This is a genomic window from Leuconostoc palmae, assembly GCF_019656075.1.
GTDB classification, from domain to species: domain Bacteria; phylum Bacillota; class Bacilli; order Lactobacillales; family Lactobacillaceae; genus Leuconostoc; species Leuconostoc palmae.
On record NZ_BPKZ01000001.1, the window covers coordinates 233,586 to 257,147 of the forward strand.

Annotated in this window: 36 protein-coding genes and 1 pseudogene; 1 reads left to right on the forward strand and 36 read right to left on the reverse strand. The window is 39.5% G+C overall.

Annotation, left to right across the window (positions count from 1 at the left end):
- Window positions 1-2: 2 nt before the first annotated feature.
- The 36 genes and pseudogenes from rplQ to rpsL form a co-directional block, all read right to left on the reverse strand.
- Entirely contained in the window at window positions 3-386 is a 384-nt protein-coding gene (rplQ, locus tag K5Q12_RS01195; RefSeq protein ID WP_004899394.1) for a 50S ribosomal protein L17, read from the reverse strand.
- A 37-nt stretch (window positions 387-423) separates the two neighbouring features.
- Window positions 424-1,368 (reverse strand): DNA-directed RNA polymerase subunit alpha, encoded by a 945-nt coding sequence (locus K5Q12_RS01200; RefSeq protein WP_220741936.1) that lies wholly within the window; start codon window positions 1,366-1,368, stop codon window positions 424-426.
- 46 nt (window positions 1,369-1,414) lie between these two features.
- Window positions 1,415-1,801 (reverse strand): 30S ribosomal protein S11, encoded by a 387-nt coding sequence (rpsK, locus tag K5Q12_RS01205; RefSeq protein WP_220741937.1) that lies wholly within the window; start codon window positions 1,799-1,801, stop codon window positions 1,415-1,417.
- A gap of 133 nt (window positions 1,802-1,934) precedes the next feature.
- Window positions 1,935-2,306 (reverse strand): 30S ribosomal protein S13, encoded by a 372-nt coding sequence (gene rpsM, locus K5Q12_RS01210; RefSeq protein ID WP_220741938.1) that lies wholly within the window; start codon window positions 2,304-2,306, stop codon window positions 1,935-1,937.
- An 82-nt stretch (window positions 2,307-2,388) separates the two neighbouring features.
- Window positions 2,389-2,508 (reverse strand): 50S ribosomal protein L36, encoded by a 120-nt coding sequence (gene rpmJ, locus K5Q12_RS01215; RefSeq protein ID WP_002816013.1) that lies wholly within the window; start codon window positions 2,506-2,508, stop codon window positions 2,389-2,391.
- Between the two features lie 45 nt (window positions 2,509-2,553).
- Entirely contained in the window at window positions 2,554-2,769 is a 216-nt protein-coding gene (infA, locus tag K5Q12_RS01220) for a translation initiation factor IF-1 (protein WP_002816015.1), read from the reverse strand.
- Between the two features lie 102 nt (window positions 2,770-2,871).
- Window positions 2,872-3,435 (reverse strand): adenylate kinase, encoded by a 564-nt coding sequence (locus K5Q12_RS01225; RefSeq protein WP_220741939.1) that lies wholly within the window; start codon window positions 3,433-3,435, stop codon window positions 2,872-2,874.
- A complete protein-coding gene (gene secY, locus K5Q12_RS01230) occupies window positions 3,428-4,762 on the reverse strand; it encodes a preprotein translocase subunit SecY (protein ID WP_220741940.1) in 1,335 nt (444 codons plus the stop codon). Before secY ends, K5Q12_RS01225 begins: the two co-directional genes overlap by 8 nt.
- Window positions 4,762-5,196: a 50S ribosomal protein L15 gene (gene rplO / locus K5Q12_RS01235; protein WP_220741941.1), complete on the reverse strand. Its 435-nt coding sequence runs from the start codon at window positions 5,194-5,196 to the stop codon at window positions 4,762-4,764. The genes secY and rplO overlap by 1 nt, the downstream gene beginning before the upstream one ends.
- 29 nt (window positions 5,197-5,225) lie before the next feature.
- On the reverse strand, window positions 5,226-5,408 hold the full coding sequence (gene rpmD / locus K5Q12_RS01240; protein WP_004899438.1) for a 50S ribosomal protein L30: 183 nt from the start codon (window positions 5,406-5,408) through the stop codon (window positions 5,226-5,228).
- A gap of 11 nt (window positions 5,409-5,419) precedes the next feature.
- Window positions 5,420-5,926 (reverse strand): 30S ribosomal protein S5, encoded by a 507-nt coding sequence (gene rpsE, locus K5Q12_RS01245; protein WP_220741942.1) that lies wholly within the window; start codon window positions 5,924-5,926, stop codon window positions 5,420-5,422.
- 20 nt (window positions 5,927-5,946) lie between these two features.
- Window positions 5,947-6,300, reverse strand: a complete 354-nt coding sequence (gene rplR, locus K5Q12_RS01250; protein WP_168676118.1) for a 50S ribosomal protein L18 — start codon at window positions 6,298-6,300, stop codon at window positions 5,947-5,949.
- Window positions 6,301-6,388: 88 nt separating this feature from the next.
- Entirely contained in the window at window positions 6,389-6,925 is a 537-nt protein-coding gene (gene rplF / locus K5Q12_RS01255; RefSeq protein ID WP_220741943.1) for a 50S ribosomal protein L6, read from the reverse strand.
- A gap of 24 nt (window positions 6,926-6,949) precedes the next feature.
- Entirely contained in the window at window positions 6,950-7,348 is a 399-nt protein-coding gene (gene rpsH, locus K5Q12_RS01260; protein WP_220741944.1) for a 30S ribosomal protein S8, read from the reverse strand.
- A 138-nt stretch (window positions 7,349-7,486) separates the two neighbouring features.
- Window positions 7,487-8,029: a 50S ribosomal protein L5 gene (gene rplE, locus K5Q12_RS01265; protein WP_220741945.1), complete on the reverse strand. Its 543-nt coding sequence runs from the start codon at window positions 8,027-8,029 to the stop codon at window positions 7,487-7,489.
- A gap of 24 nt (window positions 8,030-8,053) precedes the next feature.
- Window positions 8,054-8,362: a 50S ribosomal protein L24 gene (gene rplX, locus K5Q12_RS01270; RefSeq protein ID WP_220741946.1), complete on the reverse strand. Its 309-nt coding sequence runs from the start codon at window positions 8,360-8,362 to the stop codon at window positions 8,054-8,056.
- A 23-nt stretch (window positions 8,363-8,385) separates the two neighbouring features.
- On the reverse strand, window positions 8,386-8,754 hold the full coding sequence (gene rplN, locus K5Q12_RS01275) for a 50S ribosomal protein L14 (protein ID WP_004899448.1): 369 nt from the start codon (window positions 8,752-8,754) through the stop codon (window positions 8,386-8,388).
- 50 nt (window positions 8,755-8,804) lie between these two features.
- On the reverse strand, window positions 8,805-9,071 hold the full coding sequence (gene rpsQ, locus K5Q12_RS01280; protein WP_220741947.1) for a 30S ribosomal protein S17: 267 nt from the start codon (window positions 9,069-9,071) through the stop codon (window positions 8,805-8,807).
- A gap of 22 nt (window positions 9,072-9,093) precedes the next feature.
- A complete protein-coding gene (rpmC, locus tag K5Q12_RS01285) occupies window positions 9,094-9,300 on the reverse strand; it encodes a 50S ribosomal protein L29 (protein WP_002816028.1) in 207 nt (68 codons plus the stop codon).
- Window positions 9,300-9,713, reverse strand: coding sequence for a 50S ribosomal protein L16 (gene rplP / locus K5Q12_RS01290; RefSeq protein WP_004899453.1), 414 nt, complete (start codon window positions 9,711-9,713; stop codon window positions 9,300-9,302). The genes rpmC and rplP overlap by 1 nt, the downstream gene beginning before the upstream one ends.
- Window positions 9,714-9,727: 14 nt before the next feature.
- Window positions 9,728-10,399: a 30S ribosomal protein S3 gene (rpsC, locus tag K5Q12_RS01295; RefSeq protein WP_220741948.1), complete on the reverse strand. Its 672-nt coding sequence runs from the start codon at window positions 10,397-10,399 to the stop codon at window positions 9,728-9,730.
- Window positions 10,399-10,755: a 50S ribosomal protein L22 gene (rplV, locus tag K5Q12_RS01300; RefSeq protein WP_220741949.1), complete on the reverse strand. Its 357-nt coding sequence runs from the start codon at window positions 10,753-10,755 to the stop codon at window positions 10,399-10,401. The genes rpsC and rplV overlap by 1 nt, the downstream gene beginning before the upstream one ends.
- Window positions 10,756-10,771: 16 nt before the next feature.
- Complete coding sequence (gene rpsS, locus K5Q12_RS01305; RefSeq protein WP_220741950.1) at window positions 10,772-11,053, reverse strand: 30S ribosomal protein S19; 282 nt, start codon at window positions 11,051-11,053, stop codon at window positions 10,772-10,774.
- A 17-nt stretch (window positions 11,054-11,070) separates the two neighbouring features.
- On the reverse strand, window positions 11,071-11,904 hold the full coding sequence (gene rplB / locus K5Q12_RS01310) for a 50S ribosomal protein L2 (RefSeq protein WP_220741951.1): 834 nt from the start codon (window positions 11,902-11,904) through the stop codon (window positions 11,071-11,073).
- Between the two features lie 22 nt (window positions 11,905-11,926).
- The gene (gene rplW / locus K5Q12_RS01315) at window positions 11,927-12,214 is read right to left on the reverse strand and encodes a 50S ribosomal protein L23 (protein ID WP_004899461.1); all 288 of its coding nucleotides are present in this window, start codon (window positions 12,212-12,214) and stop codon (window positions 11,927-11,929) included.
- The gene (gene rplD, locus K5Q12_RS01320) at window positions 12,214-12,837 is read right to left on the reverse strand and encodes a 50S ribosomal protein L4 (RefSeq protein WP_220741952.1); all 624 of its coding nucleotides are present in this window, start codon (window positions 12,835-12,837) and stop codon (window positions 12,214-12,216) included. The genes rplW and rplD overlap by 1 nt, the downstream gene beginning before the upstream one ends.
- Before the next feature lie 32 nt (window positions 12,838-12,869).
- Window positions 12,870-13,553: a 50S ribosomal protein L3 gene (rplC, locus tag K5Q12_RS01325; RefSeq protein WP_220741953.1), complete on the reverse strand. Its 684-nt coding sequence runs from the start codon at window positions 13,551-13,553 to the stop codon at window positions 12,870-12,872.
- 71 nt (window positions 13,554-13,624) lie between these two features.
- Window positions 13,625-13,933: a 30S ribosomal protein S10 gene (gene rpsJ, locus K5Q12_RS01330; protein ID WP_002816040.1), complete on the reverse strand. Its 309-nt coding sequence runs from the start codon at window positions 13,931-13,933 to the stop codon at window positions 13,625-13,627.
- Between the two features lie 267 nt (window positions 13,934-14,200).
- Entirely contained in the window at window positions 14,201-15,280 is a 1,080-nt protein-coding gene (locus K5Q12_RS01335; protein WP_220741954.1) for an ABC transporter substrate-binding protein, read from the reverse strand.
- A 1-nt stretch (window position 15,281) separates the two neighbouring features.
- Window positions 15,282-16,109: an ABC transporter permease gene (locus K5Q12_RS01340; protein ID WP_220741955.1), complete on the reverse strand. Its 828-nt coding sequence runs from the start codon at window positions 16,107-16,109 to the stop codon at window positions 15,282-15,284.
- Window positions 16,102-16,941 (reverse strand): ABC transporter permease, encoded by an 840-nt coding sequence (locus K5Q12_RS01345; RefSeq protein WP_220741968.1) that lies wholly within the window; start codon window positions 16,939-16,941, stop codon window positions 16,102-16,104. The genes K5Q12_RS01340 and K5Q12_RS01345 overlap by 8 nt, the downstream gene beginning before the upstream one ends.
- A complete protein-coding gene (locus K5Q12_RS01350; RefSeq protein WP_246570425.1) occupies window positions 16,928-18,043 on the reverse strand; it encodes an ABC transporter ATP-binding protein in 1,116 nt (371 codons plus the stop codon). The genes K5Q12_RS01345 and K5Q12_RS01350 overlap by 14 nt, the downstream gene beginning before the upstream one ends.
- Before the next feature lie 77 nt (window positions 18,044-18,120).
- Window positions 18,121-19,310, reverse strand: a pseudogene (locus tag K5Q12_RS01355) (MFS transporter).
- A 106-nt stretch (window positions 19,311-19,416) separates the two neighbouring features.
- The gene (gene fusA / locus K5Q12_RS01360) at window positions 19,417-21,528 is read right to left on the reverse strand and encodes an elongation factor G (RefSeq protein ID WP_220741957.1); all 2,112 of its coding nucleotides are present in this window, start codon (window positions 21,526-21,528) and stop codon (window positions 19,417-19,419) included.
- 199 nt (window positions 21,529-21,727) lie between these two features.
- Complete coding sequence (gene rpsG / locus K5Q12_RS01365; protein ID WP_004899475.1) at window positions 21,728-22,198, reverse strand: 30S ribosomal protein S7; 471 nt, start codon at window positions 22,196-22,198, stop codon at window positions 21,728-21,730.
- A gap of 15 nt (window positions 22,199-22,213) precedes the next feature.
- Window positions 22,214-22,627 carry a 30S ribosomal protein S12 gene (gene rpsL, locus K5Q12_RS01370; protein WP_004899477.1) on the reverse strand — a complete coding sequence of 138 codons (414 nt, stop codon included), beginning with the start codon at window positions 22,625-22,627 and terminating at the stop codon, window positions 22,214-22,216.
- 263 nt (window positions 22,628-22,890) lie between these two features.
- Here rpsL and K5Q12_RS07295 point away from each other — a divergent pair, with 263 nt between their 5' ends.
- On the forward strand, window positions 22,891-23,562 hold the full coding sequence (locus K5Q12_RS07295; protein WP_220741958.1) for a prepilin peptidase: 672 nt from the start codon (window positions 22,891-22,893) through the stop codon (window positions 23,560-23,562).

A 23,562-nucleotide genomic window follows, 5' to 3' on the forward strand; every position in this document is an offset into this window, starting at 1 on the left:
TATTAATCAACAAGTTCCAAGATGACCAATTGAGCGGCATCGCCACGACGTTGGACAGTCTTGAGAATTCTTGTGTAACCACCATTACGTTCTGCAAAGCGAGGTGCAACGTCATCAAACAACTTTTGCAAAGCTGATTGTACTTTCACGTTGTCGCCGTCTTCAATAACGTCAGCAACTTCATTGCGAACGAATGCAGCAGCTTGACGACGAGCCGCCAAGTCACCACGCTTACCTAATGTAATCATTTTGTCAGTAGTTTTACGGACTTCTTTAGCACGTGCTTCTGTTGTTGTAATACGACCATTAATCAAAAGATCTGTAGTCAAATCACGCAACATAGCTTTACGTTGTGAAGATGTACGACCCAACTTACGATATGGCATTGGTGAATCCTCCTTTTTTGTAGTATAAAGACATATGTTAATCTTCCTTGCGGAATCCTAAGCCCATTTCAATGAGTTTTTCTTGGATTTCGTCAAGTGATTTCCGACCGAGATTACGCACTTTCATCATGTCAGCTTCAGTGCGATCCGTCAACTCTACAATAGTGTTGATACCGGCCCTTTTGAGACAATTATAAGAGCGAACTGATAGATCTAAATCTTCAATTGGCGCAGAATCTGATGCGTTAGCTGTAACTGGTTCTGCTTCAACCATAACACTAGCTTCTGCTGCTACTGGAGATATATCCATGAACAAGTTTAAATGTTCAGCCAATATTTTTGAGCCTAAACTCAAAGCATCACTTGGCTTAATTGAACCATTTGTCCAAATATCAAATGTAAGCTTATCATAGTCATCACGTGAACCAACACGAGTATTTTCTACATGATAATTTACACGTTCGATAGGCGTATAAATTGAATCAACTGCCAAAACACCAATTGGCATTTCTTCGCGCAATTGCTTATTCTCATCAGCAGATGAATAACCACGACCTTTAACTGCTGTAACAGTCATATGTAATGATTTACCTGCTGCTACAGTAGCAATATGCAAATCTGGATTCAAAACTTCTACATCTGCCCCTGCTTGCAAATCTGCAGCAGTTACATCTGCAGGACCTTGAACATCAATTTCAAGGCTACGTTCATCATCAGAATCAATTGCCAACACAACTTTCTTAAGATTTAAGATAATTTGTGTGACATCTTCAACAACGCCATCCACTGTTGAAAACTCGTGGACAACACCGTCAATTTGAACCGTGTTAACGGCTGCACCTGGTAACGAAGATAATAATATACGACGCAAAGAGTTGCCTAACGTTGTACCATACCCACGCTCAAGAGGTTCTACAACAAACTTGCCATAGTGTGCATCCTCTTCGATGTTATGAATATTTGGCTTTTCAAATTCAATCATCTGTAATTCTTACCCCTTCTTTCAAAGCAAGAGCAATGAAAATCAATTAAACACGACGACGCTTTGGTGGGCGTGATCCGTTGTGGGGAACTGGTGTAACATCTTTGATTGATGTTACTTCCAAGCCGGCTGCTGCCAAAGCACGGATTGCTGATTCACGACCAGAACCTGGTCCCTTAACAGTAACCGAAACAGTGCGCATGTTCATTTCCATGGCACCTTTTGCTGCTGCTTCTGCTGCCATTTGAGCAGCGAATGGTGTTGACTTACGGCTTCCTTTGAAGCCAAGTGCACCAGCAGATGACCAAGCAACTGCATTACCTTGAACATCTGTAATCATAACAATAGTGTTGTTGAATGTTGAATGGATGTGTGCTACACCTGATTCAATATTCTTTTTCACACGACGCTTACGCGTTGTACGACCTGCCATATTGTTTGCCTCCTTTTCAATACATTTCTTATAATTTCTCGGGTTAAAATTAATTAACCAACATTACACAACTAAGGTTGCGATAATCATTTGCCGTATCGATGAGGATACAACAGAAAAAGAAAAAACTATTTTACTTTTTCTTACCAGCAATTGCTTTAGCTGGGCCTTTACGTGTACGGGCGTTGTTTTTCGTGTTTTGTCCACGAACTGGCAATCCCTTACGATGACGAATGCCTCGGTATGAAGCGATTTCTTGCAAAGATTTGATGTCAAGAGACACCTTACGACGCAAGTCTCCTTCAAGTTGCAAGTTTAACTTGTCAACAGTTGCACGAATGGCATCTTCTTGATCTGCTGAAAGATCACGAACGCGGACGTCTTCTGAAACGCCTGCTTCAGCCAAAATATGTTGTGCAGTAGTATTACCGATTCCGTAAATGTATGTTAAGCCAATGACAATACGCTTGTCACGTGGCAAATCAATACCTGCTATACGAGCCATAACAATTTACCTCCTATTTAATATTTTGAAAATGACAATTATGTCGATTTACAATCATTTAATAAAATTGTGCTGTTAGAAATTACTTTCCAGCACGTTGCTTGTGCTTAGGGTTAGCTGAGCAGATGATCATTGTGCGACCATTACGCTTGATAACACGACAAGCATCACACATCTTTTTAACTGATGGGCGTACTTTCATAATCTATTCCTCCTATTCGGTTAACTGATTATTCCAAATCACTTCTTAACGGAAACGATAAGTAATACGACCTTTTGTTAAGTCGTATGGTGACATTTCAACAGTGACGCGGTCACCTGGTAATATTCTAATAAAATTTTTTCTTATTTTACCAGAAACGTGCGCCAGGATAACTGCGCCATTTTCGAGTTCTACTTGGAACATCGCATTTGGTAGAGTTTCTTTAACTTTACCTTCGATTTCGATGACATCATTGGCCATGCACTTAACCTCCTGTATTAATAATGTTCAACAATGCTGATAAGTGCTTAACCTATCAAATTATACCAGATTTACCAGTATCTTTCAACGATGTCTTAATAATTATAAATTATTCAATACATCCTTAACATCATGATACACCTCGGCAAGTTCACGTCCGCCATCAATCGTGTGAAGCACACCTGCACGCTTGTAATAATCAACAAGAGGCAGATTAGCGGCTTTATTAACTTCTAAACGATTATCAATAACTTCGGGTGTATCGTCAGCACGTCCACGTCCTAACAAACGTTGACGTAGCAAAGAATCAGAGACCTCAAAATAAAGTGTAGCAGATACTTTATCATCTTTTTTTGCTAGATAATTATCTAAAAATTCGGCCTGAGCTTCATTTCTTGGATAACCATCAAGCATAAAACCATTTATTTGCACGTCATCTTGATTCAAACGATCAGCAACCATTGCGTTTGTGATTTCGTCAGGGACTAAATTACCTGCATCCATGAATTCTCGTGCTTGTTTACCTAATTCTGTATCATGAGATAGATTAGCGCGGAATATATCTCCAGTAGAGATATGAACAGTAGGATAGTCCTTCACAATAAATTCTGCCTGTGTGCCTTTTCCAGCACCTGGCAAACCCAACAAAATCAAATTTTTAGCCATTAGTTGCCTCCCGATTTGCTAACTGTTTTTTTGTAATAAATCCAACATAGTTTCTTTTTTGCATTAAACCATCAATTTGTCGTATTAAATCTAAAGCAACACCAATCGCAATGAGTAAGCTTGTCCCACCCAATCCAATTTTTTCGTTTAAACTCCAACCATCAGATGCAATTAATGGTACAAGAGCAACAAATCCTAAAAATAAGGACCCTACAAAGCTTAAGTTTATTAGTAACTTTGACACAAATGCTTTTGTTTCGTCTCCAGGACGTACACCAACAATATATGCGCCTTGCTTTTGCAGGTTTTCGGCTAATTTTTCAGGATTAACTTGTACGAAAGCATAGAAATAAGTAAATATAATGATTAAAACGGTATATAATATTGCACCAGGAAGTGTTGTCATACTAAATATCTGTTGCATCACTTGATACCAATGCGCAGAAGCATATTTATCTTGGAATGCTAGCATGATAGTTTGTGGTGTACTAATAAATGATGAGGCAAAAATTACTGGAATCACACCAGAAACATTGACTTTCAAAGGTAAATACGCCTCACTACCATACGATACTGCAGAACGTGTATATTGCATTTGTAAACGACGAGTTGCTTCGTAAAACCACGTTGTTATCCCAACAATTAAAATCATTGCAGATAACAATACTACCATAAAAATAATACCGTTTATCAAATCATTTTGTCCTGCTTGTAAAACATTTTCTTTAAATATTTCATACAAACCTTCTGGTGCTTGTGCTATAATTCCAGCAAAAATGATCATGGAAACTCCGTTCCCCAGACCCTTTTCTGTAATCATTTCACCCAGCCACATTGCAAAAAATGTTCCTATTGTCATTACCGAACCGATAATAACAAATGACATGACATTATTTGTCTGACTGACTAGTCCATAAGCAGAAAGCGAGTTAAAACCAGCTGTTATTCCTACAGACTGCACAAAAGCAAGCACGAGCGTTAACCAACGTGTGGCGTTGTTCAACTTTCGCCGTCCAACTTCCCCTTGCTTACTCCATTCAACAAAGCGAGGCACGATATCTAACTGCAAAAGCTGCACAACAATTTGTGCCGTAACGTATGGTGAAACACCCATTGCGAACAATGAATAGTTCATCAAGCCACCACCAGAAAAAATATTCAAAATATTCATTAATCCTGAGTTAGCCATATTCGCCATTGCTGAAGGATTGACACCCGGAACAGTGATATGTGTTCCAATTCTATAAACAAAAAGAATTAAAAATGTCCATCCTAGCTTTTTACGAATATCTTTTTCACGTACTGCATTAAATAACGTGCGTAGCATTAAAGTACCTCAGTTGTTCCACCGGCTTGTTCAATGGCAGCTTTAGCAGCGCCAGAAAACTTATGTGCCTTAACAGTCAACTTCTTTTCAAGTTGACCGACAGCCAAAACTTTAATACCTGACTTTTGATTTTTAACAATACCGTTTTCAATCAAAAGTGCTGGTGTTACTTCTGTGCCATCTGAGAATGTGTTCAACTTTTCCAAGTTAACCACAGCGAATTCCTTACGTGAAATGTTAGTAAATCCACGTTTTGGAATACGACGGTACAAAGGCATTTGTCCACCTTCAAACCCCAAACGCACTTTGCCACGAGCCTTTTGACCCTTTTGACCACGTCCAGATGTCTTACCGTTTCCTGATGACGTACCGCGACCTACACGGTTACGCAATTTGCGTGAACCAGCAGCAGGTTGTAATTCATTCAAGTTCATCTTTCGGTACCTCCTATTTTAATTGTTTATTACTTTACTTCTTCGACGCTTACTAAGTGTGCAATGTGGAAAATTGCGCCACGAGTAGCTTCGTTATTAGGCTTCACCACTGAGCTAGACACGCGACCAAGCCCTAAAGACTTAACAATCGCACGTTGCTTTGGTAAGCGATGAGCCGCACTTTTAATCAAAGTGATTTTCAAATCAGCCATTTTATCGCTCCTTATTCAGCCAAGTGTTCCAAAGAAACACCACGCAAAGCTGCTACTTGTTCCGCATCTTTTAAGCTTGACAAAGCATCAAAAGTTGCACGGACAACGTTTACTGGTGTAGCTGAGCCAAGTGACTTTGCAGTCACATCAGCAATACCTGCTAGTTCCATAACAGAACGTGCGGCACCACCAGCTGCAACACCAGATCCTTCTTCGGCTGGCTTGATCAAAATCTTACCGCCGCCCCATACGCCAAGGACGTCGTGAGGAATAGTCGTTGCCACTGTAGGAACAGTGATCAACTTACGCTTAGCATCTTCGATAGCCTTGCGGATAGCTTCAGGCACTTCTTGTGCCTTTCCTGTACCAAAACCAACATGTCCTTGCTTATCACCAACAACAACCAACGCAGCAAAACGCAAACGACGGCCACCTTTGACAACCTTTGTGACACGGTTAATAGCAACAACGTTTTCTTCTAATTCACCAAGTGACTTAGGGTTAACGAATTCAACCATTTTTTATATTCCTCCTTTCCCTAGAACTTCAATCCGTTTTCACGGGCTGATTCTGCCAATGCTTGAACACGGCCGTGATATAGGTAACCACCACGATCGAAGATAACATCTTCTAATCCTGCAGCCTTACCACGTGTTGCGATCAATTCACCAACTTTAGTAGCTTGTTCTGTTTTTGTACCTGATACTTCTGCATCATGGCTTGAGGCACTTGCTAGCGTTACACCCGCTACGTCATCAATTAATTGCGCGTAGATGTTTGCATTAGAACGAAAAACGTTCAAACGTGGGCGAGCAGCAGTACCAGAAATCTTTCCACGAACGCGCTTGTGACGCTTAACGCGGAGCTTGTTTTTATCTGGTTTTGAAATCATAGCTGTGCTTTCCTTTTCTGATGGCTATAGGCCATTTTAATTTATGTTTAAATATAGGGGTTAAACTAAGTTAAATAAAGTATTAACTTTACTTACCAGTCTTACCTTCCTTACGACGTACAACTTCGCCTTCATAACGAATACCCTTACCTTTATAAGGTTCTGGTGAGCGAACAGCACGAATTTCAGCGGCGAAATCACCAACTTTTTGTTTAGAAATCCCTGAAACTTTGATTGTCAATGCATCAGGTACTTCTACTGTCAATTCTTCACGATCTTCGAAATCAACAGGGTGTGAATAACCAACTGATAAAGTTAACTTAGATCCTGCTTTTGCAGCACGGTATCCGACACCAACTAGCTTCAGTGTTTTAGTGAATCCTGTAGAAACACCTTCAACCATGTTAGCAACGTTTGCACGAGTTGTACCGTGCAACGCTTTAGTCTTATTATCGTCACTGCTACGTGTAAATGATACTTCTGTTCCTTCAACAGTCATTGAAATTTGTGAAGCAATTTCACGAGACAAAGAACCTTTAGGTCCCTTAACAGTAACAATTGCACCTTCCTGAGATACTTCAACATCTGCTGGAAGTGTAATTATTTTATTTCCAATACGGCTCATGGTAAGTCTCCTTTCTTAGATATATTACCAAACGTAAGCGATTACTTCGCCACCAATTTGCTTTGCTCTAGCTTCTTTGTCAGTAATCACACCAACCGAAGTAGAAATAATAGCAACACCCAAACCATTCAACACCTTTGGTAATGAATCAGCTTTGGCATACTTACGCAAACCTGGCTTTGAAATACGCTTAATTCCTGTAATCACACGATTACGGTCTTCTCCGTACTTAAGAAATACACGGATAACACCTTGCTTGTTATCTTCAATGTATTCTACGTCGCGAATAAAACCTTCTGATTTCAAGATTTCGGCGATGCTCTTTTTAATTTTTGATGCTGGAATTTCAACAACTTCGCGATTAGCCATATTGGCATTACGAATACGTGTTAACAAATCAGCAATTGGATCAGTCATAGACATCTATCGATATCCTCCTTTTATTTTTGAACGGACATAATGAAATGACACGCTCTTAACTATTATAGACTATTTATGTCTATAACAGTTAAAAACGTGTCACTCTTTTTATTAAGAGTAACAGACGTTTTTATCTGCTAATTACTTAGCAAATGGCATACCCAAGAGTGTCATTAATTCACGACCCTCTTCATCGTTCTGAGCAGTTGTAACAACAACAATATCTAACCCACGAACGCGATTAACTTGATCAAAGTCAATTTCTGGGAAAATCAATTGTTCACGAATACCTAAAGTATAATTACCGCGACCATCAAATGCTTTTGATGATACACCACGGAAATCACGGACACGTGGTAATGAGATATTGATCAACTTATCTAAGAATTCATACATACGTTCTCCACGCAATGTAACCTTAGTTCCAATTGACATACCTTCACGCAAACGGAAACCAGCGATTGATTTCTTTGCTTTTGTGATAACTGGTTGTTGTCCAGCAATCAACTTCAATTCTGCAACCGCTTCATCCAAGTTTTTTGAGTTTGAAACTGCATCACCAACACCCATATTAAGAACAATTTTCTCAATTTTTGGTGCTTGCATTGGTGATGTAAAGTTAAACTTTTCGATCAAAGCAGGTTGAACTTCATTAACATATTTTTCTTTTAATGCGTTAGCCATGAAAATGATTTCACCTTTCGATAATTAGCCTAGTACGTTACCAGACTTTTTAGATACGCGAACTTTCTTGCCATCTTCAATCTTGAACGCAACTTTAGTTGGTTCGCTAGTTGAAGGGTCAAGCAATTGCACGTTTGATACATGAATAGGTGCTTCGATATCGATAACACCACCTTGTGGATATTCGTTAGAAGGCTTTTGATGCTTCTTAACGATGTTCACGCCTTCGACAACAACGCGATCTTTTCCAGCAACAGTCTTAGTGATTGTGCCTTCTTTTCCCTTATCTTTGCCGGCAATGACGCGAACCTTATCACCTGTTTTTACAAACATGATTTGGCTCCTCCTTGTCAGTATTAGAGCACTTCTGGTGCCAATGATACGATACGCATATAGTCACTGTCACGCAATTCACGTGCAACAGGGCCAAAAATACGCGTCCCAACTGGTGACTTGTCGTCCTTAACGATAACAGCAGCATTTTCATCAAAGTTGATGTATGAGCCATCTGCACGTCGAACGTCAGAAACTGTACGAACGATAACAGCCTTTACGACGTCACCCTTCTTTACGTTACCACCAGGGATTGCTTGCTTAACTGTAGCGACAATCATGTCACCTACGCCTGCAAACTTACGGCCTGAACCACCGAGCACTTTAATCGTTAAGATTTCACGTGCGCCAGAGTTGTCAGCCACTTTTAAACGACTCTCTTGTTGAATCATGGTTCTTCCTCCTTAGTTAGCAATTAATTACGACGATTTGATAAATCGAATTAAAGAATAACAGCCTCTTCAACGATTTTAACCAAACGGAAGTGCTTAGTTGCAGACAAAGGACGTGTTTCCATAATTTGAACAATATCATTCATCTTAGCAGTATTGTTTTCATCATGGGCTTTAAACTTCTTTGTGTACTTAACACGCTTACCATATACTGGGTGTGTCACATAAGTATCAACAGCGACAGTGATTGTCTTGTCCATCTTATCTGAAACAACACGGCCTTGGTAAACCTTACGAGCATTACGATCTTCACTCATTTTTCAGCTTCTTCCTTTCGTCTTATTTGTTGGCGTTTGCCAATTCTTGTGCACGGATAACTGTTTTAACTCGTGCAATGTCCTTACGAACTTGTGCAATACGCGCCGTGTTTTCAAGTTGACCTGTGGCCAATTGGAAACGTAGGTTGAATAATTCTTCCTTGAATTCGGCTTCGCGCTTTTGCAAATCCGCAAGTGACAATTCTTTCAATTCACTTGCTTTAGCCATTATTCAGCCTCCCGAGCAATAATCTTCGTACGTACAGGCAACTTGTGTTGTGCCAAACGTAATGCTTCACGTGCAGTAGCTTCAGGAACGCCACCAACTTCAAACATCACTTTGCCACGCTTAACTGGTTCAACCCAACCTTCAGGTGCACCTTTTCCGTTACCCATTCGAACACCGACACCTTTAGATGTATATGACTTGTGAGGGAAGATTTTAATCCAAACCTTACCACCACGCTTCATATAACGTGTCATTGCAATACGGGCAGCCTCAATTTGACGATTGGTAATCCAGCTTGACGTTGTTGCTTGCAAGCCAAATTCACCGAACGCAACCGTCTTTCCACCTTTTGCTTCGCCACGCATGTGACCACGGTGTACACGACGGAATTTAACACGCTTTGGTACTAACATGTTTGCTTCCCTCCTTACTTACTGTTCTTTTTTTGTGGCAAAACATCACCACGATAAATCCATGTCTTAATACCCAAGTTACCATAAGCAGTCATTGCTTCGTCCCATGAGTAATCAATGTCGGCACGCAAAGTATGAAGCGGCACAGTGCCTTCAGTATATTGTTCGATACGTGCAATATCAGCACCATTCAAACGACCTGAAACCATAACTTTGATACCTTTTGCACCTGAACGTGTAGCACGTTGAATAGCTCCACGCATTGCACGACGGAAAGCAACACGGCGTTCCAAATCTCCGGCAATTTGTTGTCCAACCAAATGCGCTGACAAATCAGGCTTCTTAATTTCCACGATATTGATGAACACGCGCTTTGAGCGACCTTTTTCATCAGTATCTGTTAGCTTAGCTAATTGTGTGCGAAGCTTTTCAACTTCTGATCCACCCTTACCGATAACCATTCCTGGCTTAGCAGTGTGAATAGATACATCTACACGTGACTTAGTGCTACGTTCAATTTCAATGCGATCAACTGCGGCATCAGCTAAATTCTTTTCGATATACTTACGGATACGTAAGTCTTCGTGAAGTTGGTTAGCATAGTCAGCCTTATCAGCAAACCACTTTGCATCCCAGTCGCGAATAACGCCAACACGGAATCCAGTAGGGTTAATCTTTTGACCCATTACTTTGCCTCCTTCTCAGCAACCACAATAGTAATGTGGCTTGTGCGCTTGTTGATAGGTGAAGCAGAACCCTTGGCACGTGGACGGAAACGCTTAAGCGTAGGTCCTTCGTTTGCAAAAGCTTCCTTCACAATAAGATCTTCTCTGTCCATTGAGAAGTTGTTTTCAGCATTAGCAACTGCTGAGTTCAAAACCTTGTAAATATCTTCAGTAGAAGTGTTAGGTAGGAACTTCAAAATTGCGTATGCTTCGTTAACGCTCTTACGACGAATAGTATCAAGAACTAAGCGTGCCTTACGTGGGGCAACGCGAACAATCTTGGCTGTCGCGCGAGCTGAAGTAATTTGTTCAGCCATTTTTCAATTTCCTCCTTTATTTTTTACCAGTCTTTTTATCATCAGCCTTGTGGCCTTTGAATGTACGAGTTGGCACAAATTCACCTAACTTGTGACCAACCATGTCTTCTTGCACAAATACTGGAACGTGCTTGCGACCATCATAAACGGCAATTGTAAAGCCGATAAAGCTTGGGAAGATTGTCGAACGACGTGACCAAGTTTTGATCACTGACTTCTTTTCAGAATCTACTTGCGCTTCAATCTTCTTAAGCAAGTGTGGGTCCGCAAATGGTCCCTTTTTTAAACTACGAGCCATTAGTTGTCTCCTTTCCCTTACTTACTCTTACGACCGCGAACGATAAACTTCGTTGAAGCCTTCTTCTTATCGCGAGTCTTCTTACCAGCAGTCTTCTTACCCCATGGTGACATAGGACTTGGACGACCAACTGGAGCTTTACCTTCACCACCACCGTGTGGGTGATCGTTAGGGTTCATAACTGATCCACGAACATGTGGACGCTTACCACGCCAACGGTTACGGCCAGCTTTACCCCAGTTAATTAATGAATGTTCAGAATTACCAACTTCACCAATTGTTGCACGATTAGTTGCTAGAACTAGACGTACTTCACCAGAAGTAAGACGTACAATGATATACTTACCGTCTTTACCAAGAATTTGAGCTGAAGTTCCAGCTGAACGTGCCAATTGACCGCCCTTTCCTGGCTTCAATTCGATATTGTGAATCAAAGTACCTTCAGGAATATTGCTTAATGGCAAGGCATTGCCGACCTTGATGTCGGCATCAGGACCAGATTGCACTTTATCTCCAACCTTTAATCCCTTTGGCGCCAAGATATATGACTTGATACCATCTTCATAAACAAGCAAAGCAATGTTTGCTGTACGATTTGGATCGTATTCGATAGCCTTTACAGTAGCTGTCTTGTTATCTTTAATACGCTTAAAGTCTACCAAACGGTAGGCTTGCTTGTGTCCGCCAGCATGGTGACGAACTGTCATACGACCAGAGTTATTACGTGCACCAGTCTTTGACTTTTTTGCCAACAAGCTCTTTTCGGGCGTTGACTTCGTGATTTCAGAGAAATCTGAAGCCGTCATGTTACGACGTCCGTTCGAGGTTGGCTTATACTTCTTGATAGCCAATGTCTTTTCCTCCTATTTAGAATTAACCTTCGTTAAAAATTTGAATATCTTTTGAATCTTTAGACAACGTTACTGTTGCCTTCTTCAACTTACGTGTGTAACCAACATAACGACCTTGACGCTTTTTCTTACCGCGAACGTTAGCTGTGTTCAAACCACTCACTTGAACGTCGAAGATCTCTTCAATTGCCTTCTTAATTTCAGGCTTTGTTGCGCGAGTATCAACTTCAAACACATAACGCTTGCGTTCTGTTTGTGCCATTGAAGCTTCAGTGATAATCGGGCGACGGATAATATCGCGTGCATCCATTAGGCAAGACCTCCTTGGATTTCTTCGATTGATGATTGAACAATCACCAGCTTATCTGCATTAACAACGTCGAGTACGTTGATACCCTTTGTTGTCATAACTTGAACGTTAGCCAAGTTACGTGCTGACAAGATTGCGTTTTCGTTGTCTTCATCAACAACTACTAATGTCTTTGTGTCAACTGACAAGTTAGCCAAAACTTTCTTGAAGTCTTGCGTCTTTGGTGCTTCGAATGACAAAGCATCAACAACTACTAACTTACTTTCAGCAACTTTTTGTGACAAAACTGACTTCAAAGCCAATTGGTATGCCTTACGGTTGATACGGTATGCGTATGAACGTGGTGTAGGGCCAAAAACAATACCACCGCCACGGAATTGTGGTTCGCGAATTGAACCGGCACGTGCACGACCAGTACCCTTCTGCTTCCAAGGCTTACGTCCACCACCAGATACCGCTGAACGGTTCTTGACAGCGTGTGTACCTTGACGCATTGATGCGCGTTGCATCAAAACTGCATCAGTAATAACGGCGTTGTTAGGTTCGATGGCGAAAACTGCGTCGTTCAATTCGATTTCAGCAGCTTGACTACCATCTTGCTTTAATACAGCAACTTTAGTCATGATTGATTGTTCTCCTTTCTATATATTTTATATTAAGCTTCTTCAGCTGTAGCAGGTGTAGCCACACCAGCCATCTTAACTTCAGGATGCTTTGCGTTAACTTTAACTGTTGACTTGATAGTCAATAGTGACTTGTTGGCACCAGGAACATTGCCCTTCAACAACAACAAGTTGTTTTCAACATCAACGTGAACAATAGCAACATTTTGCATTGTACGCTTATTGTTACCCATGCGACCAGGCAATAGCTTACCCTTAAATACGCGGTTGATGATTGCACCCATTGAACCAGGACGACGGTGGTAGCGAGAACCGTGGGCCATAGGACCACGTGATTGTCCAAGCTTTTTAATAGCACCCTGGAAGCCATGTCCCTTTGTGATACCGGTTACGTCGACGTAATCACCTGCTTGGAATGTGTCAACCTTAATTTCATCCCCTGCGTTAAATTCGCCTTCCGCATCGCGGATTTCACGAACGTAGCGCTTAGGGGTCGTGTTTGCTTTAGAAGCGTGACCTTGTTCAGGTTTGTTTGACAAAACTGCGCGCTTGTCTTGGTAACCAAGTTGGATAGCATTATAACCATCAGTTGCAACATTTTTTACTTGTAATACAACGTTTGGTGTAGCTTCAACAGCAGTTACGGCGATCAATTCACCAGATTCTGTGAAAACCTGAGTCATACCGACTTTACGGCCTAAGATACCTTTAGTCATGACTAATCTCCTTATTTTTTTAAATATTATTATTCTCTTTTTAAAAGAATGGTAAAATGCAATTCAATGAATTACAATTTAATTTCAATCGCAACACCTGATGGCAATTCAAGCTTACGCAATGCGTCAACTGTCTTGTCAGTAGGGTTCACAATGTCGATCAATCGCTTGTGCGTACGCATTTCGAATTGCTCACGACTATCCTTATGCTTATGTGGTGAACGTAGAATTGTGTACAATGTACGTTCTGTTGGCAATGGGATAGGACCAGCAATTTCTGCACCTGTGCGCTTAGCTGTCTCAACAATCTTTTCTGCTGATTGGTCTAAGATACGGTGTTCGTATGCCTTCAAACGGATACGGATCTTCTTTTGTGCCATTATTTTGTGCCTCCTCGTTGATTTTGTAAATCAGCTAACTTCGATTAAAAACCGACAACACTGCTTGTGTTTTGCGCGCCCATGGCAACGCGGCCGCGCGTGTCGCAACCTTAATCATCATCGCTAAATATTGATACACCAGGCTTTCGGTAGGTTTATATGACTACTGTTCCAAAAGCGTACTTAACTACTTTAACAGATTTATCAAGACATAGCAAGCTTTTAAGAAACTTTTTTTAAAAAAATCTAGCAGATATCTGCTAGATTTTATCGTTGTGTCATTTTAAATTCTAAAAATGCGTCATTATATTTTTCAGTCCACTTTTGTCCTAAATTATCATAAACTTGCAAATGGCTCACTGTTCGTTCATCAGGATAGAATTGTTTATCATTTCGAATATCCTTAGGCAAAAAACTCAATGCTTTTTTATTTGGTGTAGCATATCCAATATACTTGGCGTTTTGCGCCGCATTTTCAGGATTACTCATGAAGTTAATAAACGCATATGCAGCATCTTTATGCTTAGCAGTTTTTGGCATGACAATATTATCGAACCATAAATTGGAGCCTTCAGTTGGCACAACATAATGCAAATGACTATTATTGCTTAATGCTTCTGATGCCTCCCCTGAATATGTGACTGCTATGGCTGCTTCATTTTGAGCCATATACATTTTTATTTCATCAGCAATCACAGCTTTTACATTAGGCATTAACGCTGTTAACTTTGCCTGAGCCGCAGCTAAATCAGCCTCTGACTTATCATTCACCGATTTATTTTGTGTTATGAGAGCAATACCTAAGGCATCACGCGCTGAATCAATCAGCATAATTTGATTCTTAAACTGCGGTGACCACAAATCATCCCAATGCTGCACTTGATTGGCTTTTACGTACTTATCATTGTATATAATACCCAAGGTACCCCAGAAATAAGGCAACGAATACTTATTATTTTTATCAAAAGACTGATTCATAAATCGAGAGTCATAATTAGACAGTCCCGTTAATCTAGAATGATCTAGCGGTAATAGTAAATTTTCACTCTTCATTTTTTGGATCATATAATCAGATGGTATTGTCAAATCATATGATGTACCGCCCTGCTTAATTTTAGTATACATTGCTTCATTGGAATCAAAAGTTTCATAGCTGACTTTATAACCTGTTTCTTTAGTAAATTTTGTCAATAAATCAGGATCAATATAATCACCCCAATTGTACAAATTTAACACCTTGTCAGATGATTCTCCTGTACCCGTCTTCATTGCTAGGTATCTCTGTATACCAAACAATATTATGACGATAGTAATAATGGCAATAATACCTGTAATAAGTTTTTTCATATTATAAACCTTCCGACGCAGGCAAAACTAAGCGTGTTCCTTGTTTTTTATTTCGTCCAGAGCGTGACGATATAGCATAATAAACTAACACAAGTATCAAAGAAACCAAGAACATCATCGCTGATAGTGCATTAATTTCAAGACTCACACCTTGACGCGCGCGGGAATAAATTTCAACTGATAATGTTGAAAAACCATTACCAGTAACGAAGAAAGTTACAGCAAAATCATCCAAAGAGTATGTAAAAGCCATAAAAAATCCTGCTAAAATGCCTGGTGAAATAACTGGTAAGATAACACGGGTTAACATTTGCCAGTTATTAGCTCCCAAGTCTTTTGCTGCCGCAACAAGCGATCGATTCATTTCTTGTAATCGAGGTAAAACCATTAACACAACAATGGGAATGCTAAATGCAATATGGGAAAGTAAAACTGATGTGAACCCCAATGAAAATCCCATGACCGTAAAAAGAATTAAAAATGATGCACCAATGATGACATCAGGTGATACCAATAAAATATTGTTTAACGATAAAAAAACATTTTTAACCAATTCATGGTTTAAATTATATATATATAATGCACCAGCAGTCCCAATCATGCTAGCTAACAAAGAAGACAGCAATGCGACTAGAAATGTGTTAACCACAATTTCTAAAATTCTGGTATCTGCAAACAACTCCACATAATGTTTGAGAGAAAACCCCTCCCAACCTTGCATAACATCCCCTGAATTAAATGAATAAATAACCAAGAAAAAGATTGGCAAATATAATATTACAAACATAAACCACAGGTAAATATTCCCCCATTTCACGTTTTTACTCATGAAGTGTTCCTCGCTTTCTACCAGTACGACGGATACGATCACGCGTCAAGATCATTGTAATCACCATAGCAACAATTAAAATAACACCAATAGTTGAACCCAGTTGCCAATTTTGAGTCACCAAGAAATGTTCTTCGATAGCTGTACCTAATGTAATTACTCTGTTGCCACCAATTAATCTTGTAATCATAAATAAAGATAGACTGGGAATAAATACCGCTTGGATACCGGCTTTAACACCAGGCATCGAAAGCGGCAGAATAATACGCTTTAAAGTTTGCCATTTATTAGCACCTAAATCCCGACTCGCTTGTTCTAGACGTGGATTAATTTCAGCCAGAGAATTAAAAATAGGCAGAATCATAAACGGAATTTCAATATAAGCTGCAACTAACAAAAAACTCCAATCAGAAAATAATAGCTGTTGAGGTACTATGCCAAATAGACCAATAAAATTGTTAACCGTACCTGATTTAGATAGTAACCCTATAAATGCGTACGTTTTCAATAACAAATTTATCCATGTTGGTAAAATAATCAACAGCAACCAAAACTGTTTTTGTTTTAATTGATTAAGCAAGTAAGCCATTGGATAACTAATAACTAACGTAATAGCAGTAATTAGAAAAGAATACCAAACTGAGTTAAAAGTCATTCTCAGATATGTCCCACTGCCAAAATAGGTGGCATAGTTTTTCAGTGTGAAGTGACCATTTGGCGTTGTTAAAGACTGGAAGAGCAACAATATTAGTGGTGCTACAACAAATAAAATAAGCCATATACTATAAGGAATAAGATAAAAAAGTTGTCTTTGTCGTTTACTTTTCGTCATCATTAGAATCATCCTCATAACTTTCTAAACGAGCATCAAAGTCGTCTTCTGATTCATTGAAACGCATAATATGGATGTCTTCTGGATCAAAAGTCAGTCCTACACGTTCCCCTACTAATGATTTATTAGTTGCTTGAACTTGCCATTCATTTCCATCATCGTCTATCGCTGTTATTTCATAGTAATCTCCTCTAAACGATTGATCGTCAATCGTCACAATAAGTTTTCCATTTTCCACAGTTGTTAAGTCTAGATCTTCTGGACGAATCACAACCTCAACCCTTTCGTTTGGTCGCATTCCTGCATCGACATTTTCAAAATCTTTTCCTGTGAAATGAACCAGATAATCAGATTTCATAATGCCCTCTAGAATATTCGATTCACCAATAAAATCAGCAACAAAGTGATTAATGGGTTCATCATAAATATCTTCCGGCGATCCATTTTGTTGAATGACCCCATCATTCATGACAAAAATCCAATCAGACATAGCCAACGCTTCTTCTTGATCATGTGTTACAAAGACAAATGTGATACCTAATCTTTGTTGAATTTCTCGTAATTCGTATTGCATATCTTTTCTTAATTTATAATCAAGGGCGGAAAGTGGCTCATCGAGCAATAACACTTCGGGATCATTAGCCAATGCCCTAGCAATAGCGACTCGTTGACGTTGCCCACCAGAAAGCTCATTAATATCTCGATCAGCATATTCACTTAATTTAACTAAATCAAGCATCTCAGCGACCTTGGTCTTAATTTGACTTTTGCTCATTCCTTTAATGCTTGGTCCAAAAGCAACATTATCAAAGACGTTCATATTTGGGAAAAGACCATAGTCTTGAAAAACTGTGTTCATATTGCGCTTTTCTACAGGAACATTATTAATAATATCTCCTTCAAATAAAATATCACCATGTGTAGCCGTTAGCTGCCCAGATATTAGGTTCAAAATAGTTGTTTTACCTGAACCCGAAGGACCTAACAATGTGTAAAACTTGCCAGCTTCTAATTCAAGATCAATATTTTTCAATACTTCGTTATCATCGTAAGACAGCCCTACATTTTTAAATTCAATAATTGCTGTTGGTACATTTGCCAATTCACAACCCTCACTTTTAGTCAATAGCTATATTGTAACAAGAAAAGAAAGTAACTTCACGTGAAGTTACTTTCTTTTCAAAAAATATTATATTGTCTTTCAACAATAACAATTGACACAATCATTAAAGCAAACATAACTAGTGCCACAATTAACTGTGGCTGCCAACTATGAAACCAACCATATGCATAACCAAACAATGCAGGTCCCAATGCAGCTAACAAATAGCCACCACTTTGCGACATGCCTGATAACTCAGCAGTTTGCATTGGAGAATCCGTCTTCAAACTAAAGGTTGACATTAAGTATGGGAATAACACTGAGGTGCTAATCCCTATCAGTAGATTAACAACTAGCCAATACCAAAAACTACCAACTTGATGTAATAGTAGCACATACCCTAATACTCCAAGAGCTGAAATACCACTAATAAACATTTGACGCATGCGTTTGGTCATATTAGAAATTATGGTTGGCACAATCAAAGCTGCAGGTAATCCAATCAGTGAATTCAAACCTGAAAAAGCACCAGCAATTTCAGGAGATAAGCCTGTTTGTACAGTCATAGTTGGCCCCCACGCCATTAGAATATAAAACATTGCTGATTGCGCATCCCACTAAAAAATAACAACAGCCAAGCATACTTATTACGCCAAATACCGTTTGATTTTTCTTTAGAAGGAACATGTGTTTTTTCAGAAAAAGATTTTTGTTTTACTGAAAACCAATCATTTGGCAACCAAATTATCCATGCCATAAGCAATGCGCAACTTAAAATGATTATAACAGTTTGCCAACCAAATTTAGCAGCTATTGGCGCAGATAAGCCGGCACCGGCAGCAGTTGCTAACATCATACTGAATGTAAACATCGATGTCATTGGCCCAATTTTTGTCGGAAAATAGGTTCGAATAACACTTGGTAACAAGACATTCATATGTGCGATGCCTATACCCAAAAGCAAAGTTCCAACGTATAACAATGGCGTATTGACAACTCTCATCGCAGAACCAAGAATCATCAACAAAATCATTACCGAAAATGCGCGTTCTAATCCTAACTTTTCAGCAGTCTTAGGCACAGCCGAAGAAAATAGCGCAAAAGCTATTAAAGGGATAGTCGTTAAAATACCCAGTTCACCAACTGGAACATGCTAAGCTTCAGCAATATTGTTGATAATGGGCGGAATAGAGGTAAATGGCAAACGTAATACCATACCAATAACAATAATACCTGGAATAAGATATTTACTATGCTTTTTATTCATTACGCCCTCTTTTTTAATAATTTTCTTGAAATAAAACGACCCCGCTCGATATGAGCGACGCCGTTTATACTGAACCATCTGTCAGTTTAATAGTAAAGATGATAGATTATGCTTCTTTACCACTATTTTTGATAATTTCTTCTTGAATGTTCTTAGGAACAGCTTCATAATGATCAAATACCATTTGGAATGTACCACGACCTTGCGTTGCAGAACGCAAAGTTGTTGCATAGCCAAACATTTCTGACAAAGGCACCTTAGCCTTAACAGCCAAAACAGGTCCACGAGATTCTTGACCTTCAATCATACCACGGCGTGCTGAGACGTGTCCCATAACATCACCAAGATTGTCTTCAGGTGCAACAATATCAACCGCCATGATTGGTTCAAGAATAACTGCACCAGCAGTCTTTGATGCTTCTTTCAAGGCTAATGAAGCAGCAATCTTAAAGGCAGCTTCAGAAGAATCGACATCGTGGTATGAACCATCGTACAACTTAGCTTTCAAATCAACCAATGGGAATCCAGCCAATGGTCCAGAATTCAAAGCATCTTTCAAACCTGCTTCAACTGATGGAATATATTCACGAGGCACAACACCACCAACGATAGCATCTTCGAATTCGAATCCAGCGCCTTCTTCGTTTGGTGAGAATTCGATGTAAACATCACCATATTGTCCCTTACCACCAGATTGACGCTTGAAGTAACCACGTGCCTGCACTGTTTGTGTAAATGCTTCACGGTAGGCAACTTGAGGTGCCCCAACTGTTGCTTCAACGTTAAATTCACGGCGCATACGATCAACCATGATATCCAATTGCAATTCACCCATTCCAGCAATCAATGTATCACCAGTTTCAGGGTTTGTTGTTGCACGGAATGATGGGTCTTCTTCAGCTAACTTTTGAATAGCATTAGACAATTTGTCTTGATCAGCTTTCGTCTTTGGTTCGATAGCCAATTCAATAACTGGTTCTGGGAATTCCATTGATTCAAGAACCAATTGATGATCAACGGCTGTCAAAGAATCACCAGTTGTCGTGTTCTTCAAACCAATAGCTGCAGCAATATCACCTGAGAAAACTTCATCAATTTCTGTACGTGATGTCGCGTGCATTTGTAGCAAGCGACCAACACGTTCACGCGTGTCAGAAGACGTGTTTTGTACGTACGAACCTGATTGCAAAGTACCAGTATAAACACGCATAAATGTCAAACGGCCAACGAATGGATCAGTCATAATCTTAAAGGCCAAGGCAGCAAATGACTTGCTATCATCAGCAATTAAATCAACTTCTTCACCTGTCTTTGGATCATTAGCAACATATGGCTTAACATCCAAAGGTCCTGGCAAATAATCAACAACGGCATCCAACATCATTTGAACACCCTTATCTTTATAGGCAGAACCTGCAAGAACTGGGTAGAATTGCAATGCCAAAGTTGCACGACGAATTGCAGCCTTTAATTCTTCAACAGAAATATCTTCACCTTCAAGGTACTTTTCCATCAAATCATCATCAACATCAGCAACAGCTTCAATTAAAGTATTGCGCTTTTCTTCAGCTAACTCTTTTAATTCTGCAGGAATTTCACGTGGTTCCCACTTTTCACCCAACTCATCGACTGGATAATAAGCCTCTTGTGTAACCAAGTCAATAATAGCTTCGAAATCATCTTCTGCACCGATTGGCCATTGGATAGCTTCAGCGTTAACTTGCAAACGTTCGTGCATTGATTCAACTGACATACCAAAATCAGCACCCATCTTATCCATCTTATTAACAAAGACGATACGTGGTACATCGTATGTTGTTGCTTGACGCCAAACAGTTTCAGTTTGTGGTTCAACACCAGCTGCACCATCAAGAACCGCTACAGCACCATCAAGAACACGCAAAGCACGTTCAACTTCAATTGTAAAGTCAACGTGACCTGGTGTATCGATGATGTTAACACGGTATGGTGTCTTTGCGAATTGGTCAAAGAAGCCATGCCATACAGCTGTTGTGGCAGCTGATTGGATTGTGATTCCACGTTCCTTTTCTTGTTCCATGAAATCCATTTGTGAAGCACCATCGTGTGTTTCACCAATTTTGTGAATTTTACCTGTGTAATACAAGATACGTTCCGTAGTTGTTGTCTTACCCGCATCGATGTGGGCCATGATACCAATATTACGTGTACGTTCTAGTGGGTATTCACGTTTTGCCATTGTGAGTTATCTCCTGGTTTTGTTCTATATGCAACAAAAAGCGACACAGAATTGTGTTCGCTTTTTGATGGTAAAAGCCAATAGTGCTTTACCATCTACTGTCATTTTACACTATTTATTGCGATGTGAACGATTAAATTTAGCATCCCAATAAATGATGGTTTAATTTAAGCACAACACACAAGGTGTGCCAAAAATTTTACCAACGATAGTGCGCGAATGCACGGTTAGCTTCAGCCATCTTATGCGTATCTTCACGCTTCTTAACAGATGCACCAGTATCATTAGCTGCATCCATGATTTCCTTAGCTAAACGTTCATCCATTGTGTGTTCGTTACGCAAACGTGAGTAGTTTACTAACCAACGCAATCCCAATGTTGTACGACGGTCAGGGCGTACTTCGATTGGCACCTGATAGTTAGATCCACCAACACGGCGAGCCTTAACTTCCAATACAGGCATGATGTTTTCCATTGCTTGTTCGAAAACTTCCAATGGTTCGTTACCAGTAGCTTCCTTGATACGATCAAAAGCATCATACAAGATTGTTGAAGCAGTTCCACGCTTACCATCAAGCATCAACTTGTTGATCAAACGTGAAACGAGCTTTGAATTGTAAATTGGGTCAGGCAAAACTTCCTGACGCTTAGTATAACCTTTACGTGGCATTTGTCAGTCTCCTTCTTACTTCTTTGGCGCCTTTGTGCCGTACTTTGAACGTGATGTCATACGTCCGTCAACACCAGCTGTATCCAATGCACCACGAATAATGTGGTAACGCACACCAGGCAAATCCTTAACACGACCACCGCGAATCAAAACAACAGAGTGTTCTTGCAAGTTGTGACCAATACCTGGAATATAAGCAGTCACTTCGTACAAGTTTGAAAGACGTACACGAGCGTACTTACGCAAAGCTGAGTTAGGCTTCTTTGGTGTCATTGTACCAACACGTGTCGCAACACCACGTTTTTGTGGTGCAACGTTGTTTGTTGCTTTCTTCTTCATTGAGTTATAGCCGAAGTTCAAAGCTGGTGACTTTGACTTAGTCGCATTTGACTTACGAGGCTTGCGAACCAATTGGTTAATTGTAGGCATGCTACGGTCTCCTTAAATTTTTATTAAATTCACAGTTCCAGGTGTATCATTTTTGTTTTAAAACAAAAATGCTCACTGAATATCTGCTAACAATTGCCTTTACAGTGCCGTTCAGCACGTTGTGAGTATATCACAGAACAGATAACTTAAAAGCACGTCAAATATAATAACAGATTTTCATCCATTGTCAATAGTATCCATCAACTTTAATCATTGACTAAATAATCATGTGAGAAATACTTTTTCACAACGTCTAATAAATTATGGAAAATTTATTACTTATTTTACTAAATTCAGTTATCACATCATCAATTATTTGCTTAGCTGATCGCGTTAATAACCATATCCCAATATTTATTAACCGTTCTTTTTGCTTTAATTGTGATCACACGTTATCATGGTACGATTTATTACCCGTTATATCAGCGATTATAACTAATTTTAAATGTCGTTATTGTCACTATCATTATGGGTTCCGTTATCCTTTATTGGAATTCTTTGGCACATTGATTGGACTGCTATTATTTTCAGATTCCAGCCTCTGGATCACATTTTTTTTGATGTTATTTCTTGCATTAGAAGACTGTCATGATCAAAGTATCCATGCAAATATTTTAATTCCATGGATACTCTACTTAAGTATTACGCCATGGCAAAGAGATATACATGCTTCATTCATTATTGTCATACTCACGACTGTATTATTTCTTGTTTACGTACGACACTCGCTTGGTGCAGGTGATATTCCACCAATTATTTGTTTAACGTTAGTGTCTTCATCAATGTCTTTTGCGTTCACACTTATTTGTGCAACAGTTACAGCAGGTATTTACATCTTTGTCAAACATCAAAGACATATACCTTTTATTCCCTTTCTACTTATTGGCTGGTTATTATCAATAGTTATAGAAAAAGCAATCACTTATTTGTTATAG